The following is a 16,493-nucleotide window of genomic DNA, read 5'->3' on the forward strand; positions in this document are numbered from 1 at the left end:
TCATAAAGGCCCGAACCGCCCCGGTACGATGAAGGAATGCCTTGTAGCCCCGCGCTGCTCGCCGTGCCGAGCCAGCTTTCCACAGTCCTCACGAATAAAACCCTCCTCGCGAATACCTCTCTCCTCACCGGCACCACCTTCACGCCCGCGCCCGATGCGGTCGGCGGCCAGCTGTGGCTTTCCGCACTCCTGGCGGCGCTTCCGCTCCTGGTGTTCTTCGTGCTCCTCGGAGTGTTCTCCATTGCCACGCACTGGTGTTCCCTTATTTCCCTCGGCCTGGCCCTGGCCATCGCCGTCACCGGCTTCGGGATGCCGGCGGACCTGGCCGGACTCTCCGCCCTGCAAGGCGCGGCATTCGGGCTTTTCCCCATCTGCTACATCGTGATTATGGCGGTGTGGCTCTACAACCTCACCGAAAGTTCGGGGCGTAGTAAGGACGTCCAGGCGGTTTTCGCGGCGCTGGGCCGCGGGGATATGTGCGTGCAGACCATCCTCATCGGCTTTATTTTCTGCGGCCTCATCGAAGGGCTGGCCGGATTTGGCGCGCCGGTGGCCATTAGCTGCGCCATGCTGCTGGCCATCGGCCTGCCCCCGGTCAAGGCCGCGCTGGCCACCATGGTGGGCAACGGCATCAACGTGGCCCTAGGTGCCATGGGTATCCCCCTCACCACCGTGGCCCGCATGGGCGGGGTGGCCGATCCCATGGACGTGGCCGCGGTAGCCGGGCGGATTATCCCGGTGGTGGCCGTGGGCGTGCCCCTCCTCCTCGTTTTTATCGTGGACGGCAAACGCGGGGTGAAAGACACCTGGCCGGTGGCCCTCACCGCCGGAATCGGTATGGTGGCCGGGCATGTGATCGCCTCGAATTTCATTTCTCACGAACTCATCGCTGTGATCGCCTCCCTTCTTTCCTTCGCGCTCACCGCCGTGCTGCTCACCCGCTGGCGCCCGGCCCACACCCCGGCCGAATTCGCCAGCGCCCCCGCGGGTGAGAAAATCTCCGCCAGCCGGGTATTCCTGGGCCTGCTCCCCTACCTGCTGGTTGTGGTGGTCCTCGCGGTCACCAAATTGTGGCGGGTTACCGTTCCGGGCACCGCCGGCCCGGGCGGCGCGGGAGGAGCGGCCGGAGCCGCCGCCCCGCGCCGCATCGAATTCCTGGCCCAAACCGATATCAGCTTCGGCTGGCCCGGCCTGCACGGGCACCTGGTGGACCAGGCCGGTAACGCCCTGTCCACCACCACCTTCACTTTCAACTGGCTCTCCTCCCCGGGGACGATGCTCTTCCTCACCGGAGTGGTGGTCACCGCGGTGTACGCGCGGTGTTCCTCCGGCGGGCGCTACCCCTATTCCTTCCGCACCGGCCTGGCCACCCTGGGGGCCACCGTGGCAAACCTGGCCGTGACCGTGGGAACGATTGCCACCATTATGGCCCTCGCCTACGTCATGAATTTCTCCGGTCAAACCCAGGCCATCGGGGCCTTCATGGCCTTGGCCGGCACTGCTTTCGCGGCGCTTTCCGCCTTCCTCGGGTGGATCGGCACCGCGGTCACCGGATCGGCCACTTCCTCGGCAGCGCTCTTCGGGAACCTGCAAGCCACCGCGGCCGCCGGGGCCGGCATCGACCCGCATCTCCTCCTGGCTGCCAACCAGCTCGGGGGCGGGCTCGGGAAAATCGTCAGCCCGCAAAACCTCGCGATTGCGGCCACCGCGGTACGCGCCCCGGGCAGCGAACCGGAACTGCTGCGCCGCGGAGCTGCCTATTCGCTCGGGTTGCTCGCCCTGCTGACCCTCGTCGTCGTGCTGGCCGCGAGCGGGGTGCTGAGCTTCATCACCGCGTAAACGGACGCGGGCGCTGCGGCTCGCCAACCGGGGCGCCTGCTCTGCAACTAGCCCGCCGGCGCGCCCGCCGTACAGCTAGCCAGCCCGGGCGCACTGGCCTACCCTGGAGAGCATGGCTTTTGAACAAATTACCGACGCTGTTGCTTTCCACGCCGAAGGCCCGGTGTGGTCGGAAAGCTGGGGCGGGCTGCGTTTCGTGGATATGCTGGCCGGCGACCTGCTCACCCTGCGGAGCGACGGCGGAGTGGATCGCCTGGCCACCGGCTCGAAAATCGCGGCATTTGTGCGCCCGCGCACTGGCGGAGGTTACGTCGTCGCCACCGAACGCGGGCTGGCCTTGGCCGATACCGCCACGGCCGCCCCGCGCCCGGCCGCAACCCTGTGGAACAGCCCCGCCTACCGCATGAACGAAGGCACCGCGGACCCGTGGGGCTACCTCTACGCAGGTTCCATGCCCTACACCCGCGACGCCACCACCCGCGGCACCGCGCGCCTCTACCGCATCTCCCCCACCCTCGAGGTCAGCGTGATTTTGAACGATGTCACCACTTCGAACGGCATCGGTTTTTCGCCCGACCGCACCCGTGCCTACTACATCGACACCTCCACGCGCGCGATTTCTGTTTTTGAGGTCGACGACGCAGGCGCACTTCAGCACCGCAGCGACTTCCACCGCGTGGAAGGTGCGAGCCCGGACGGGCTGACCGTCGACAGCGAAGGGAATGTGTGGGTGGCCCTCAACCGGGCCGGCATCATCCGGGTCCTCGATCCGAGCGGGCAGATCGTGCAGGAATACCAGCTCCCGGTAACCGGGACCACCGCGGTGACCCTGGGCGGGGCGGACGGTAAGGATGTTTTCGTGACCGTCTCGCGCGAAAATGACGATTCGCGGGGCGCCGGGGCGCTGTGGTGGATGGACGGGCCGGTGGCCGGCCAGCCTACCTTGCCTTTTGCGGGGTGACGCCGCCGGCATGCGAGAGCACCGCGCCCGCGTCCACCCCGAGCCGGGCCTGGCGTGCCCGCTGTAAGGCACGCAGTGCCTCCCAGGCGCTCTCCTGCCCCAGCAAAACAGCGTCAATGAGTTGTTCCTGCGCTTGCTCCAGCGCGCTATCTATGTGGCTGGCATCGGCGCGGCTAGAGTTTGTGCGGCCGGCACCGGCGCGGGCTGCCCCGATGCGGCTGGCATCAGCGCTGCTGGCCTCCGCCCGGCTGGCCGCGTACAGCATGGTGTGGAAGGTGAGCGGGCGGTGGAGTGCTTCCAGGCGCTTCGAGCCGGAGACCTCCACGAGGGTGTGGAGCACCCGGCTGGGTTGCTCCCCACGGGCCGCGCGCAGCGGGCGCAGATCCGGATGGCCGGCCATAATCCGCGCCAGCGCCAGGGATTCACTAATCTCCAGCAGCGCCACGATCTCCGGGATTTCCGAGCCGTCCACGGTGACCACCCGCGGGTGTTTACGTGCTTCGCGCTCGACCAAACCGTCCGCAATCAAGGATTCCACCGCGATGCGGGCGGTGGAACGCGCCACCGAGTATTCCTCCGCGATCGCGGCTTCGGCCAGGCGCTCCCCCGGCGCAATATTTCCGGAAAGGATGCGTTCACGCAGGTGGTCAGCCAGATCATCGGCAAGCCGGCGAGCCATGAGCACTCCTTTCCTCCGCGGGATAACGAGCTGGGTGAGTACCCGCTCCCGCCTTATCCTAGGTAAACTGACTGTCAGTTTCCACTGTGATTTTACGCCCGCGCGCCGCACGCACGAAAGGAGGGGTTATGGCCGCCACGCGGTTCCCACCGGGCTGCACCCCCGCCCCGGATTATTACCGCTGGCGCGCCCACGTCTTCCTCGTTGTCTATATCGGCTATGTATTCGCCTACACCACCCGCAATAACCTCAAAGTAGTCTCCGCCCGCTTCGTGGAGGAAGAAGGCTGGTCCCTCTACCAGGTCGGTTTCGTGCTCAGCGCCTTCACCCTCGCCTACGGGTTCGGGAAAATCATTTTCGGCATGGTGGCCGACCGCGTCTCCCTGCGCCGGCTCTTCGGCGGGGCACTCATTATTTCCGGAATCCTGTGCATCCTCACCGGCTTCCCCAGCTCCCCTCAAGCTATCGCGGCCCTGACCTTCGCGAACGGGCTGGTGCAATCGGCCCTCGCCCCGGCCGCCCTGGTCCTCCTGGGGGCCTGGTACCCCAATTCTTCGCGCGGTTCGCGGGTGGCGATCTGGAATACCTCCCAAAACCTGGGCGCCGCGCTCCTCCCGCTGCTGGCCGGGGCGTTCACCGGCTGGAGCCTGGCCCATTTCCATATTTTCCTCATCCCGGGCCTGGCCACTGTCGCGGTGGGCATCTGGGCTTACCGCACCGGCGCGGACCGCCCCTGGCGCCAGGGCCTACCCACCCTCACCATGCTATTCGGCCCGGCCGGCACCCCGCAGCTGAGCACCCGCGCGGACGGCTACTGGCCCACGGTAGTGCGGGCGGTGCTCACCAACCGCTGGATCCTCACCCTAGTCGGCATTAATACGCTGCTGTATTGCATTCGTTTCGGGGTCATCAACTGGGTGGTTATTTTCGCCGCCGCCCACACCACCGGGCGCGACGGCGAAATCGCGCTGGCCGGCGCGGAATTGGCGGCGATTCCGGCCTCTTTCGCCTTCGGGGCCTACGCGGCACGCTACCCCAACCGGGCTTCGTCGGCCGCCATGAAAGCGATGCTGGCCCTGGCCGTGGCACTCGCCGCCTGGCCCCACCTGGCTTTTAGCAGTTCTTCGGCGGCCGGCGCGCTGCTGCTCGGTGCCCTCATTTACGGACCTCAGGTGAGTATTAATATGCTCACCCTCTCCCTGGTTCCCGATAATGTGGCGGGGGCTGCCACCGGGGTGGTGGGCGCGGCCGGCTACCTCGCCGGCGAAACCCTCGCGAATTTCCTCATCCCCCACCTGGTCACCGGCTACGGCTGGACGGTGGCCTACACCAGCCTCGCCCTCACCGCCCTCATCTGCGCGGCCGGTTACGCGAGCCTGCGCGGCCCGGAAATGCGCAGCCTGCGGTATTAAGAACGACGACGCCGCTAGCTGGCCGCCAGCACACCCGCGCGGGGCCCGAATCCTCGGGCCCCGCGCCGGCGTCGTCGTACATTATGCTGCGGCAACTATTAGGCCTGCACCACAGCCTGTTCGCGCCGCGAGAGCGAAAGGTACATAACCCCGGCCGCCACCGCGATGCCGGCGAGCAGCGTGAAGGAGGCCGCCCAGGAGAAGCGCTCGGCGAGGATCGGCATAATGAGGTTCGCGCCCATTTCGCCGACGATGTAGCCGAAGAGCCCCACGAAACCGACCGCCACTCCGGCCGCTTTGAGCGGAACGAAGTTGAGGGTGAGGATATTGACGATGAGCTGCGGGCCGTAAATCAGCGCGCCCATAAGCCCGGAAACGATAAGGAGCACCACGTAATTGTCGTTGCCCATGTAGACCCAGATGAGGCCGGCCAGGCACAGCAAGCCGAGGAAGCCCACCACAGACTGGCGGTTGGGGAGCTTGACGGAAATCCAGGCGAAGAGGAAGGAACCGGGAATCGCGATCCATTCCAGCACCGAGAAAGCCGTGGAGTACTGCGCTTCCGTGAAGCCCATTTCGGTGCCGAGGAAGGCCGGCATCCAGTTGAGCACCCCGAAACGCAGGAAGTAGAGCGCGGCGTTGATGAAGGCCACGGTGAGGACCAGCGGGGAGGTGAAAACGAAACGCACCAGGATATGCCAGTAGCTTTCGTCGGGGGTTTCGTCGGTATTCGGTTCGCCGGCCTTCCCGTAGATTTGGCGCAGGGTGGGCATGCCTTCAGCTTCGGGGCGGTCCCCGCCGTACTTCCAGAAGAAGATCGAGAGGCCGAAGACCACCAGGCCCGGGCCCCAGAAGGCAATCGCGCCGCCGCTGGGTCCGCCCAGGGCCAGCAGCCAGGTGATCATGAGGGGCAGCAGCGCCCCGCCCAGGTTCTGCGAGGTATTCCAGATCGCGATACCGGAACCGCGGGTTTTATTCGGGTACCAATTCGCGATCATCGCCATGGACGAAGGCGCGAGCGCCCCCTGCGCGCAGCCGAGCAGGAACATGAGCACCGCGAGCAGGTAGAAGTTCGTGGTAAAACCGATGGCAACGCAGAGCACCGCGGAAAGCCCCAGGCAGCCGGCGAAAATGCGGCGCAGGGAAACACGGTCGGACAGCATCCCCATGAAGAATTTCCCGAAGCCGTAGGTGATGGTGAACATGGTGAGCACCAGGCCGATTTGCGGCAGGCTCCAGTCGTTCTCCAGGCGCAGGGCTTCGGAGCGGAGTTTGAAATTATTGCGGACCAGGTACGCGCATACGTAGCCGAGGTAGGCCACGAAGAACACCATGCCGCGCCGCCTGAGGTACTGCGCGAAAGTGTCCGGGTGCGCGGCGGCGAATTGCGCGCTGGTGTCCTCGGATTCCGCGGCGGGCGTGGCCGGCCGCTTATCGTCACTCGATGACATCACTACTCCTCCTTGAGCTGAACTGTATGTCAGTTTAAGGAGTGTAGCGCACTATTGCCGCAGGGTGGTAGTCCCGGGCGGGTGGTTGGGTGCGGAATCGCGGCCGCTAGAGGCTTCGTTCCGCGCTTAGGCTTCGCGGTTGATAAACTCCCCTCCATCGCGCAGCGCCCGCACATTGGCGAGGATAAGCTCTTCGGCACCCACGGGCCGCCCGCCGGCGGTATGCGGGGTAATAATCGTGGCCAGATCCCACAGCGGTGAATCCGCGGGGAGCGGCTCGGTGGCGGTTACGTCCAGGCCGGCGCCCGCGATTTTTCCTTCGCGCAGCGCGGTGGCCAGGTCTTCTTCGTTCACCGTTTTTCCGCGCCCCACATTAACGACGACGGCGCGACTGGGCAGGGCCGCAAAGACGCTCGCATCCACCACGTTGGCGGTGGCCTCGGTGGCGGGGAGGATGAGAATGAGGACATCGGTATCGGCCAGGATGCCATCGCGCTGGGCGAGGTTGGCGCCGTCGTACACCTCAATATCACCTTCGGTGCGCCGGGAGGTGGCCAGGCCGCGCACCTGCGCCCCGAAAACTTTGAGCATCCCGGCCAGGTGGCGCCCGATATGCCCGTAGCCCCAGATAGTGACGTTCGCGCCGAGCAGGCTGGTCAGGCGCCCGCCCGGGCGCAGCTCGGTGAAGAAGATGCGATCGCGGGACCAGCGGTGGTTGTGCTGTTCTTCGGTGGCGACGCGCAGGTCGCGCACCAGGTAGAGCGCGAGCGCGATGGCGTGTTCGGATACGGTAGCGTCATGCAGGCCGTTCGCGGTGGCGAGGATGACTCCGGCGGGCGGGTTGGTGGCGTGCAAGCTTTCCGCGCCGGCCATCATGCCCTGGATGAGTTTGAGTTGGGGAAGCTGGGCCACGTGTTCGGTCGCATTCGGATCGAGCCAGACCACGAGGGCTTCGGCATCGCGGTATTCTTCCGGGATGGGTGCGTTCACATCGAAGGTCACCCAGGTGACGCCCGCTTCGGGCGGGAGGGAGAGGTCAAAGCTATTGGGGAGCAGTACTTTCATGGCTTTAGCCTAACTCTCCGCGCTCCCACCTAGAAGCGGATGGCGTCAATCGGTTTGATGCGCAGCGCCATGGTGGCCGGGATAATTCCGCAAAGTGCGCCCACTCCGGCGGAGATCGCCAGGCCAATAAAGGCGGCCAGGACCGGGTATCCCACGCTATCCACCGAGAAGGGCAGGTCGAGCCACCGGGCTAGGGGCGCGGTGCGGATGGTGATAATCGAGGCGATGACCCCGATGAAACCGGCCGCCGTCGTCGCCACCACGGATTCCAGGAATACCGAGGTGAAGATACGGCGCGCGGAGGCGCCCATCGCGCGGCGGATCCCCATTTCCCGCACCCGCTGCTTCATCGTGACGATGGAAACGGTGAGAAGGCCCAGGGCGCCCACCAGGATCACGATCCCGCCAATGGCCGCGATAATCGCGGTGACCTGGCGTTCGGTGGATTCCTGGCCGCGCATCTGACTTTCGATGAACTGGCCTTCCACCTGGTAGTTCTTCCCCAGGCGGCCCTGGAGTACGGAAACGAGGACCTTCTGGGCTTCCGCTTCTTCCCCGCGCGGCACCAGCACCGAAACGGTGGAGGAATTCATAGGGGAAAGCTGAGCCATCGCGGCGGCGGCCATGCTCTGGTAGGGCACGTGCAGGCGCGGGCTATCCCAGCGCGAGCGGTCCGCGACCACCCCGACTACCGTCATCCGCACCCCGGTGGGTCCGGATAGCGCGATCTGCGGGTAGCTGGCCAGCGAAGGCTCGCCCATTTCCTTGTAGAGCATTTCATTGACGACGGCGGGGTTCATGAGGCGCTCGCCATCCGCTTCGGTGAGCCACCGCCCGCGGGTGAGCTGCACATCGAAGAGCGGGCCGTAGGCCGGGTCCACGGCGAGCATTTCGTAATTCGGTTCCATCATCCCGAATCCGGGGCCGCCGCCTTCACCGAACTCGGTACTGGCAGAACCATCCCCCACCGGTTCGGCACCTTCTACCGCGCCGCCGCTTTCCAGCTCGCCGGCGCTTTCCATCTCGCCGCTGGCTTCCGCCCCGGCCATGCTTTCAGATTCCCACCCCTCCAGGTCCTGAATATCACCGGCGCCACCCGCTCCGGGTAGCACCGGCGGGAAGGCGAGGGAGACATAGGAGGTACGCGAGCGCGTCCAATAATTCGCACCGGCCTTCTCCATGTATTCGGCCACGGTGGTGCCGAAAACATCCTCGCTGGCTTGGGCGCCGGCTAGGGTGCCGAGCTGCGCGCCGGTGGGCGGAGCCACGGGATTCGCGTAAGGATCGGCATAAGGGTTGGCGTACGGGTCAGCGCCGCCCTCCCCGCCGGTGTTATACACCCCGATATTGACGGTGCCGGGTTTGCCCTCCCATTGGGCGAGCTGGTGTTCCCCGGCGGCGCTAATGAGCTGGCCCAGGGCGAGCACGGTTGCCATTGCCCATACCGCGGCCGCCACCCCCACGAGGGAGAGGATAACTCGCCCGCGATCCACTCGAATTTCTTCCCAGGCTTCGAGAACAGCCCCGAAAATGCGTGTCATTTTTCCTCCGGCCAGACGAGCCCATCGTGGATGGTGAAACGGCGATCCGCGCGGGCGGCCACTTTCGGATCGTGGGTGATCATAATGAAAGTGGCGTTATTTTCCCGCGCCATGCTTTCCATAAGATCCATGACCCGCCCCGCGGTATCCACGTCGAGGGCGCCGGTTGGTTCATCCGCGAGGAGCACCTGGGGGCGGCGCACGAGCGCCCGGGCGAGGGCCACCCGCTGCTGTTCCCCGCCCGAGAGCTGGGAGGGCATCGCATCCAGGCGGTCCCCTAATCCCACCCGATCCAACATCTGGGCAGCTAAGCTGCGGCGTCGAAAAATAGTGGCGGTATCCGAATACAGCAGGGGAACTTCGACGTTTTGCACGGCGGTGCGGCCGCGGAAAAGATTGAACTGCTGGAAAACGAAACCGAAAAGGGAGCCGCGCAGGTGGGCGCGCGCCGATTCGCTCAAGTCCGCCACGTCGCGGCCCTCAAAACGGTAGGAGCCGGTATCGGGCAGGTCGAGCATCCCGATGATATTGAGGAGGGTGGATTTCCCCGTTCCGGACTGGCCCATAATCGCCACGTACTCCCCGCGCTCGATGCGCAGGTCCACCCCGCGCAGGATCGGCAGCGGGCGGCCGTTCGGGAGGGTGACGGTGCGGGTCACCTGCTCAAGCTCTAACATCACATCCCCATCATCGGGTCGGGCGTGGGCTGCGCGCTCGGCACGTACTGGAGGATTTCTTCGCCTTCTTCCAGTCCGCCGGTGATTTGGATCTGGCGCCCGTCCGTGACCCCGAGTTGCACGGTGCGTTTGGTGGGTTGCGCGCCGTCCGCCGCGGGCAGGTAGACCACGCCCTCGCGGAAGCGCCCTTCCACCGCACTCACCGGTACCGTGAGCACCCCGGTGGTATTGCTCCCCGGAATGGTGAGTTTCGCGGCCGAACCGTCATAGACCTGCTGTTCGGCGGGAATATCGCAGATGAGGGCGGGTTGCACGCTTCCAGACACCCCATCCAGGCCGCGCGCCTCGGCTTCTTTAGCGCCCAGACCCGCGCCCGCGCCGGTTTTTTCCGTGACCGTGCGCAGATTGGTGCAGTCGAAAGGCGCCGGGCCGTTCGTAACCGCGAGTTGCCCGGCCGGCGGCAGCGAGGCGAGCGAATAGAGCTGTTCGGGTTTCACGCTCACCCGGGCGTGGTAGGTGGCCGGGGTGATCGAGCCGATGCTTTCCCCGATGGAGACCGGCTGGCCCACGAGCACATCCACCGCCACGGTGCCGCTCACCGGGGCAAGCACATTTACGTAACTCACTTCGATATAGGGTTCGCCGGGCACTTCCACTTCGGTGCCGTCCTCAAAAGTTTCCACGGTGGCGGCGGTGGTTTTTTCTTCTTCGTGGCGGATCCGCAGCAGCCGGTCACCTTCATTGACGACGGCGCCCGCTTTGACATCGACCACGTCCACGGTGCCGTTGGCGGTGGCCCGCACGGGAGTGGCCGGATTGCGCATGACGGTGGCATCGAGCGTGAGGGAATTATCGATATCCCCCGGCATAGCCACCACGGTGGGGATGGTGAAATCCCCCTGGGCCACGAGTTCCGTGGAGGTGCGTTGGTTCGGGAAAAATGCGAACTTGACGAGGGCTGCGGCGATGACGAGGCCGAGCAGGAGCTTGATGACCTGGAAAATGGTGTCAGTTTTCTTCATGGACGGGCACCTTTGCACACGGGAAATAGGATTCGGGAAGCCGGGCGTGGCACCGAACTACTTGGAAGATTACCGTGAAGAGGCCGAAAAATAAATAGGAAAATTCATCACGTTTCTTTTAGTTGGCAACTTACCTTCCGCCAGATACGCAACCGCGCCGCGGGGGCTGAGCCTCCGCGGCGCGGGCGTCGTCGTACCGAAAAATTGTTTTCGGGCCGGGTTACTTCCCGGGTTTAATGAAGGGGAAGGTGATCGTTTCACGGATCCCCAGGCCGGTCATGGCGGTGAGGAGGCGGTCGATGCCCATGCCCATGCCACCGGTGGGCGGGAAGCCCTGTTCCATGGCGGCGAGGAAGTCTTCGTCCAGCTGCATGGCTTCCGGATCGCCGTTGGCGGCTTCGATGGATTGCTGGGTGAGACGTTCGCGCTGGATAACCGGGTCGGCCAGCTCGGAGTAGGCGGTGCCCAGTTCCATGCCCCGCACGTACAGGTCCCACTTTTCGGTCAGGCCCTTCTTGGTGCGGTGCGGGCGGGTGAGCGGGGAGGTGTCCTCGGGGAAGTCGTACACGAAGGTGGGTGCGTAGAGCTGGTCCCCGCACAGTTCTTCGAAGAGTTCTTCCACGATTTTGCCGTTCACCCAGAAGGGCGCGATCGCGATATCGCGGGCTTCCGCGAGGGCTTCGAGGCGTTCGCGCGGGGTATCCACGGTGATTTCTTCACCCACGGCCGCGGAAACCGATTCGTACAAATCAAGTTTCTGCCATTCGCCGCCCAGATCATATTCGGTGCCGTCATTCAGGGTGACGGTGGTGGTGCCCAGGGTATCCAGGCAGGCCCGCTGGACGAGGTCCCGGGTAAGTTCGGCCATCGTATCGTAGGTGGCGTAGGCCTGGTAGGCCTCCAGGGCAGTGAATTCCGGGGAGTGGGTGGAATCGGCGCCTTCGTTGCGGAAGTTCCGCCCGATTTCGAAGACGCGATCCACGCCGCCCACCACCGCGCGCTTGAGGTAGAGCTCGGTGGCAATGCGCAGGTAGAGGTCCTCATCGTAGGCATTAATATGCGTTTGGAAGGGCCGGGCCGCGGCGCCGCCGTGGATGGGCTGGAGGATCGGGGTTTCGATTTCCACGTAGCTGCGGCGGTCAAAATTGGCGCGCAGCGATTTCATGACCCCGGCGCGCAGCCGCACCATATCACGGGCGGCCGGGCGGGTGATGAGGTCGAGGTGGCGCATCCGCACCCGCGATTCTTCGTTGAGGGCAACGTCTTCGCCGGCTTCGTTCTGGTAAATCTTCGGCAGCGGGCGCAGGGCCTTGGAGGCCATCTGCCATTCGTGGGCGAAAACGGAAAGTTCGCCGCGCTTGGAGGCCCCCACGTGCCCGGACACGAAAATGAAATCGCCCAGGTCAACATCCTGTTTGTAGGCGGCCAGGCGTTCTTCGCCCACGTGCGCGAGGGAGAGAATCACCTGGAGGCGGTTGCCGCGCCCGTCTTGGAGGGTGGCGAAAGCAATTTTGCCGCCGGTACGGGAAAGCATGACACGCCCGGCGATGCCCACCGAGGTCTCGGTTAGTTCTTCACCAGCTTCGATATCACTGTATTGTTCCCGGATCTCCGGGATGGTGGCGGTGATAGGAAGTTCGGCCGGGTAGGCTTCGGTTCCTTCCGCGAGCAGGCGGGCGCGCTTGTCCAGCCGGATACGCATCTGTTCCGGGGTTTCACTATCAAGAAATTCACTCACATGGTCATGGTAGACGACGCCGCGCCGCCCGGTCACGTGACGCGGCCCGTATCACCCGATAGACAGGCGGAATATCAGGATAATTCCCGGTTGCTGCCAGGGCTTCCACCGCGGCGATATCGTCCGGGGTGCTAGCGCTTGCGGCGGGTGCGTCTTCATTTTTTTCGGCGACGACGCCGCTAGCTGGCGGGTCAATAAGTTCGATACCGGCATCGGCCATGGCGAGTGCTTGTTCTTGGAGTCCGCGGGCGTAGGTGCTGTCCAGGCCGGCGGCGGCGAGCATGCGCTGGACCTGGCCGGCGAGGAGTGCGGTGTGCCGGGAGGCGTGGGTGAGGGCGGCAGCGTAGAGTCCGCGGTTTTCTTCGGCGAGGACGGAGGGTTCTCCCCCGAGTTCGCTCACGAGGGCCATGCCGATGGGGAGGAGCGGCGCGGAGCTGGTGACTGCCCAGGTGGCGCCGATGAGTTGGCGCATATCGAGGGAGGTCCCGGTGAAGGTGAGGGCCGGGTGGAGGGCGAGGGTGAGTGCACCGGCGGCGGCCGCATCCCGGAGTACGCCCGTGCCAAAGCGCGCGCTGGTATGGATGACGAGCTGGCCGGGGCGCCACCATCCCTGCCCGGCGGCGTGTTCCACGACGCCGGGCAGGGCGGCGTCGGGCAAAGCGAGGAGGATGAGGTCTGCGCGGGCGAGGAGGTCTTTGGTTTCGCGCGCGGGTACTCCGGGGAGGAGTGCGTCGAGGCGTTCGCGGCTGGCGCTGCTGCGGGCCACCGCACCGATGATGGTGTGGCCGGCGGCCCGCAGGGCTGCGCCGAGGACGCTTCCGACTTTTCCGGCCGAGATGATCCCTATGGTCATCCGGCCCGGTGTCACTTGCGGCCCCGCAACCGATCGTCGATGGCGGAGAGCGCGGCGGTGATGGCCGGCGCGGGGACTCCGAGGCGGGCGGCTTCTTCGAGGACCGCGGTGCCCAGGGAGTGGATTTCGGTGCGGTTGCCGTCACGCAGGTCGCGGGAGAGCGAGGAGTGTGCATCGGGCGCGAGGCGGCGCAGCCACGCGTGGATTTCCGCGGGGCGGGTGGGAACTTTCTCCATGGTGGCGATGCGGGCCAGTTCGGTGCACATCGCGTCGGTGAGTTCCGGGGCGCGTTCCATGGCGCGGCCGATGGGTAGCCCGGTGGCGCCGGTCAGCAGGGCCATGGCGCATTGGTTGCGGAGTTTGCGCCACAGTACCTGGTTTTCGGTGCCGCGGAAGAACACGTCAATTCCACCGTTGAGGAGTACGCGCGCGATTTCGCCGTCCATGGCGGTATCGGGCATTTCCACTTTGAGGAATTGGGAGGTGTGTTCGATAACTCCGGGCGCGGTGCGTTCGCTGATGGTGTAGACGGAGCCGGACCAGGATTCCCCTTCGGTGAGGGTGTGGATGGCACGAGCATGATCGAAGCCGTTGAAGAGCGCCCCCACTTCTTTGGGGCGGGCCGAGCGAATCGACTTTTCGATGCTGGGGAGGGTGTATGCCTTGGTGCACAGGAGGATTTCACTGCCGCGGGCCGGGCTGGTTATTGCCGGCACCTGCGCGGTGAAATTACCGAACCGCTTGGATTTAATGATAATTCCGTTGCGGTTAATAACATCTGCGGTGCGCTCAGTAGCAACAACCGCGACTTTTTGACCGTTGTGCGCGAGAACTCCCGCGATGAGCCCACCAATACCACCCGGGCCGTAGATATTAAGCATGGGAATAATCCTAGATGTAGAAAAATGTAAAAGTGCGGCTACGCGACGTGTTTCACTCTTGTATCGGGCCGAAATCACTTTCAGGAACCTGGCTGCGGCCCGACCCGGGACTATTGTCATTCCCTTGGGGGTACGACGGCGCCGTAGGCGCGCCCGGCTGAGTGGGTGCCGCTGGCTGCGCGGAGGGCCGCACGGCTGATGGCGCGGTGGGCCCGGTCGGAGGTAATTCGGGGTGCCAGCCGCGTGGGCCGTTCCCGCGTTCGCGGACGGTGGCGGTGAGGACACGGCTGGCGGTAGCAGCATCCATGTGTTTGGCGTGGGCATCTACCGAAAGCCCCACGGTTGCCCAGCGCAGGGTGCCGAGCTGGAAGCGGCGCTCAAGCGGGCCCTGGCTGATAATGGCGGATTGATAGTGTTCGCGCAGCAAAATTGTTACTTTGCGGTACCAGAACCAGCCGTGCCGCATAATAATGACATCCTCCCCCACGAAAATACCCGAGCGTTTCCACCCGATGGGATCCAACCAGCGTGAGGAGCGCGGGTTGGGAATGAATCCGGGGAGGGCACTGTCATCAAGAAGATAGCTGCGTAGCTGGACCAGGCTGGGCACCCCGGTGTGAGGTGGGCGCGCCAAAGCATCGGCAGTTCCAGCAGCATCGGCGCCACTAGCGGCAGCGGTAGTAGCCTCGGATGCGGCATCGGCCTCGGGAAGCACGTCAGCGTCGGCGTCTTTCGCGAAGCCGAGTTCACGCGCAACGGCGAGGACATCCTCGACCGTTCCTACCGGGACCAGGGCATCATTCGCGGTCTTGGCTGCTTCCATCGCTTCGGAAATCGAGCCGGAAATAACGCAGCTTTCTACTTTCCACCATCCGGGCCACAAATTCGGTTTTTTGAAGGCCAGCGCGTGGACGCGATAGGAAGGTAACCCGAGGGTGCGCCGGGATAGGAGCCCTTCTTGTTTTTCCACGCCTTCGGCCGTGGGTGAGATGCGGGCTCCCCAATTGGCTTGCAGGGAGCTCACGGGCTGCCATATCAGCGCGATGATGAGGAAGAGGAGGGCGAAGGAGCCGCCTTCATCGGTAAGCAGATAGGTGGTGACCGATCCGGCCACCGTGATAATAGCGAGGAAGATTCGCGGGGACAGCACGAGGGAGGCGAGGAACCGCCGCGCGGACATAGCATACAGGTGCGGGCGCACTTCCGGAGCGCTCACCGTGGCAAGATCGGGAACTTCCGAGCTATCCCCGCTGCGCATTTTATCCGCGAGCGAGAGCACGAGGGGCCGCAGTTTTTCAGCGTGGGGCAGCGCCAACCACCCTATCTCTACTTTTTCTCCACCGGAGGTAATAGTGAGGCTGGCTTGGCGCACCAACCGCGCGAGGAGTTTTTGGGTGACATCCACGCTTTGGATACGATCCCAGCGCACGTGGCGGTGCTGTTTGAACAGCACACCGCTGCGCATATGCACCCCGGACGCATCGAACATCCAGGCCATATGCCGCCATTGGATGGCCGCGATGATCCCGGTCACGAGGGTGACTACCACCGCGATACCCACCGCGATCAGCCAGAAGGAACGCAGCAGATAAACAACATCACGCCAGACTATTCCGGGCGAATCGGTATCCTCCAGGCGTTGAATAATAATCCAGCCACCCGCGACCAGCACGAAGAACCACAACGAGAGCAGCGAACTCCACGGCGTCCATTTCGAGACCGGCTGCCAGGTGCCCGAGATCGCGGTGCTACTCACTCCGGGCGCAATCGGTAACGCGCCCGGAGCTGCGGGCAGCGCACTTCCCGCTTCCTGGGATATTTCGGTGCCCGCCATTTAGACCCCTTCCATTTCGGCTACGCCGAGGTGAAGGAGACGTTCGCGCACCTCATCCGCTTCCGCGGTAGGCAGGCCGGTGATGACCGCATCCGTTTCCATGGAGGCGGTGTGGAGGGTGACTTTCGCGAGCCCGAAGCGGCGCAGCAGCGGCCCGGATTGCACATCCACCGTTTGGATACGCCCGTAGGGCACCACGTCAATGCGGCGGAACATAATCCCGCGGCACAGGCGCAGCGCAATATCATCCATGGCGTAACCGAGGTGATTCACCTGCCGGGACACGATGCGCAGGTGAATGAGGAAACCGAGGATGGGCAGCCCCAGCAGGGGCGCATAATAAGCGAGCGGTTCGGGGCGCGCAATAAATCCGGCCACCGCGAGCGCGATGAGGAGCACGAGCCAGAAGCACGCGGCGATAATCCACCGCACCGTGAAGAGTTTGCGCGACACCGCGCGGTAGTTCCGCCCAGGATCAAGAGGGGTAGTCACCATGGCTTAACGCTACCAAAGGGCTACGACATAAAAATTGGCCCGGAA

Annotated in this window: 14 protein-coding genes; 3 read left to right on the forward strand and 11 right to left on the reverse strand. The window is 64.7% G+C overall.

What is annotated here, in order from left to right; genetic code table 11:
* The first annotated feature begins 36 nt into the window (after positions 1-36).
* Together ACRQDJ_RS04365 and ACRQDJ_RS04370 are read left to right on the forward strand one after the other, a co-directional pair.
* A complete protein-coding gene (locus ACRQDJ_RS04365) occupies positions 37-1,839 on the forward strand; it encodes an L-lactate permease (RefSeq protein ID WP_284904242.1) in 1,803 nt (600 codons plus the stop codon).
* A gap of 112 nt (positions 1,840-1,951) precedes the next feature.
* On the forward strand, positions 1,952-2,800 hold the full coding sequence (locus ACRQDJ_RS04370; protein WP_284904243.1) for an SMP-30/gluconolactonase/LRE family protein: 849 nt from the start codon (positions 1,952-1,954) through the stop codon (positions 2,798-2,800).
* Here ACRQDJ_RS04370 and ACRQDJ_RS04375 read toward each other — a convergent pair.
* A complete protein-coding gene (locus ACRQDJ_RS04375) occupies positions 2,778-3,479 on the reverse strand; it encodes a GntR family transcriptional regulator (protein ID WP_284904245.1) in 702 nt (233 codons plus the stop codon). The genes ACRQDJ_RS04370 and ACRQDJ_RS04375 overlap by 23 nt on opposite strands.
* Before the next feature lie 128 nt (positions 3,480-3,607).
* On the opposite strand from ACRQDJ_RS04375, the gene ACRQDJ_RS04380 reads away from it, so the two are divergent.
* The gene (locus ACRQDJ_RS04380; protein ID WP_284904247.1) at positions 3,608-4,891 is read left to right on the forward strand and encodes an MFS transporter; all 1,284 of its coding nucleotides are present in this window, start codon (positions 3,608-3,610) and stop codon (positions 4,889-4,891) included.
* A gap of 98 nt (positions 4,892-4,989) precedes the next feature.
* Here the strand turns inward: ACRQDJ_RS04380 and ACRQDJ_RS04385 are convergent, their stop codons facing one another.
* From ACRQDJ_RS04385 to ACRQDJ_RS04430, 10 genes are all read right to left on the reverse strand, one after another.
* Positions 4,990-6,342 (reverse strand): MFS transporter, encoded by a 1,353-nt coding sequence (locus ACRQDJ_RS04385; protein WP_087069933.1) that lies wholly within the window; start codon positions 6,340-6,342, stop codon positions 4,990-4,992.
* 126 nt (positions 6,343-6,468) lie between these two features.
* Positions 6,469-7,407, reverse strand: a complete 939-nt coding sequence (locus ACRQDJ_RS04390) for an NAD(P)-dependent oxidoreductase (protein WP_284904249.1) — start codon at positions 7,405-7,407, stop codon at positions 6,469-6,471.
* 29 nt (positions 7,408-7,436) lie between these two features.
* A complete protein-coding gene (locus ACRQDJ_RS04395; protein WP_284904250.1) occupies positions 7,437-8,948 on the reverse strand; it encodes an ABC transporter permease in 1,512 nt (503 codons plus the stop codon).
* Positions 8,945-9,625 carry an ABC transporter ATP-binding protein gene (locus ACRQDJ_RS04400; RefSeq protein WP_035276747.1) on the reverse strand — a complete coding sequence of 227 codons (681 nt, stop codon included), beginning with the start codon at positions 9,623-9,625 and terminating at the stop codon, positions 8,945-8,947. Before ACRQDJ_RS04400 ends, ACRQDJ_RS04395 begins: the two co-directional genes overlap by 4 nt.
* Positions 9,625-10,647: an efflux RND transporter periplasmic adaptor subunit gene (locus ACRQDJ_RS04405; protein ID WP_284904251.1), complete on the reverse strand. Its 1,023-nt coding sequence runs from the start codon at positions 10,645-10,647 to the stop codon at positions 9,625-9,627. The genes ACRQDJ_RS04400 and ACRQDJ_RS04405 overlap by 1 nt, the downstream gene beginning before the upstream one ends.
* Positions 10,648-10,867: 220 nt before the next feature.
* Positions 10,868-12,349: a lysine--tRNA ligase gene (gene lysS, locus ACRQDJ_RS04410; RefSeq protein ID WP_284904313.1), complete on the reverse strand. Its 1,482-nt coding sequence runs from the start codon at positions 12,347-12,349 to the stop codon at positions 10,868-10,870.
* A gap of 40 nt (positions 12,350-12,389) precedes the next feature.
* Positions 12,390-13,238, reverse strand: a complete 849-nt coding sequence (locus ACRQDJ_RS04415; protein WP_284904252.1) for a Rossmann-like and DUF2520 domain-containing protein — start codon at positions 13,236-13,238, stop codon at positions 12,390-12,392.
* An 11-nt stretch (positions 13,239-13,249) separates the two neighbouring features.
* The gene (locus tag ACRQDJ_RS04420; protein ID WP_026428660.1) at positions 13,250-14,119 is read right to left on the reverse strand and encodes a ketopantoate reductase family protein; all 870 of its coding nucleotides are present in this window, start codon (positions 14,117-14,119) and stop codon (positions 13,250-13,252) included.
* Positions 14,120-14,171: 52 nt separating this feature from the next.
* Positions 14,172-15,953: a PH domain-containing protein gene (locus tag ACRQDJ_RS04425; protein WP_435713462.1), complete on the reverse strand. Its 1,782-nt coding sequence runs from the start codon at positions 15,951-15,953 to the stop codon at positions 14,172-14,174.
* Complete coding sequence (locus ACRQDJ_RS04430; protein ID WP_284904256.1) at positions 15,954-16,448, reverse strand: PH domain-containing protein; 495 nt, start codon at positions 16,446-16,448, stop codon at positions 15,954-15,956.
* Between the last annotated feature and the right edge of the window lie 45 nt (positions 16,449-16,493).

The sequence above is a fragment of the Actinotignum urematis genome (assembly GCF_051264595.1).
GTDB classification, from domain to species: Bacteria; Actinomycetota; Actinomycetes; order Actinomycetales; family Actinomycetaceae; genus Actinotignum; species Actinotignum timonense_A.

Excerpts from the sequence above, each read along its gene's own strand:
- ACRQDJ_RS04365 (WP_284904242.1), top strand. The coding sequence starts at position 37 with ATGCCTTGTAGCCCCGCGCTGCTCGCCGTGCCGAGCCAGCTTTCCACA.
- ACRQDJ_RS04370 (WP_284904243.1), top strand. The coding sequence starts at position 1,952 with ATGGCTTTTGAACAAATTACCGACGCTGTTGCTTTCCACGCCGAAGGC.
- ACRQDJ_RS04375 (WP_284904245.1), bottom strand. The coding sequence starts at position 3,479 with ATGGCTCGCCGGCTTGCCGATGATCTGGCTGACCACCTGCGTGAACGC.
- ACRQDJ_RS04380 (WP_284904247.1), top strand. The coding sequence starts at position 3,608 with ATGGCCGCCACGCGGTTCCCACCGGGCTGCACCCCCGCCCCGGATTAT.
- ACRQDJ_RS04385 (WP_087069933.1), bottom strand. The coding sequence starts at position 6,342 with ATGTCATCGAGTGACGATAAGCGGCCGGCCACGCCCGCCGCGGAATCC.
- ACRQDJ_RS04390 (WP_284904249.1), bottom strand. The coding sequence starts at position 7,407 with ATGAAAGTACTGCTCCCCAATAGCTTTGACCTCTCCCTCCCGCCCGAA.
- ACRQDJ_RS04395 (WP_284904250.1), bottom strand. The coding sequence starts at position 8,948 with ATGACACGCATTTTCGGGGCTGTTCTCGAAGCCTGGGAAGAAATTCGA.
- ACRQDJ_RS04400 (WP_035276747.1), bottom strand. The coding sequence starts at position 9,625 with ATGTTAGAGCTTGAGCAGGTGACCCGCACCGTCACCCTCCCGAACGGC.
- ACRQDJ_RS04405 (WP_284904251.1), bottom strand. The coding sequence starts at position 10,647 with ATGAAGAAAACTGACACCATTTTCCAGGTCATCAAGCTCCTGCTCGGC.
- lysS (WP_284904313.1), bottom strand. The coding sequence starts at position 12,349 with ATGCGTATCCGGCTGGACAAGCGCGCCCGCCTGCTCGCGGAAGGAACC.
- ACRQDJ_RS04415 (WP_284904252.1), bottom strand. The coding sequence starts at position 13,238 with ATGACCATAGGGATCATCTCGGCCGGAAAAGTCGGAAGCGTCCTCGGC.
- ACRQDJ_RS04420 (WP_026428660.1), bottom strand. The coding sequence starts at position 14,119 with ATGCTTAATATCTACGGCCCGGGTGGTATTGGTGGGCTCATCGCGGGA.
- ACRQDJ_RS04425 (WP_435713462.1), bottom strand. The coding sequence starts at position 15,953 with ATGGCGGGCACCGAAATATCCCAGGAAGCGGGAAGTGCGCTGCCCGCA.
- ACRQDJ_RS04430 (WP_284904256.1), bottom strand. The coding sequence starts at position 16,448 with ATGGTGACTACCCCTCTTGATCCTGGGCGGAACTACCGCGCGGTGTCG.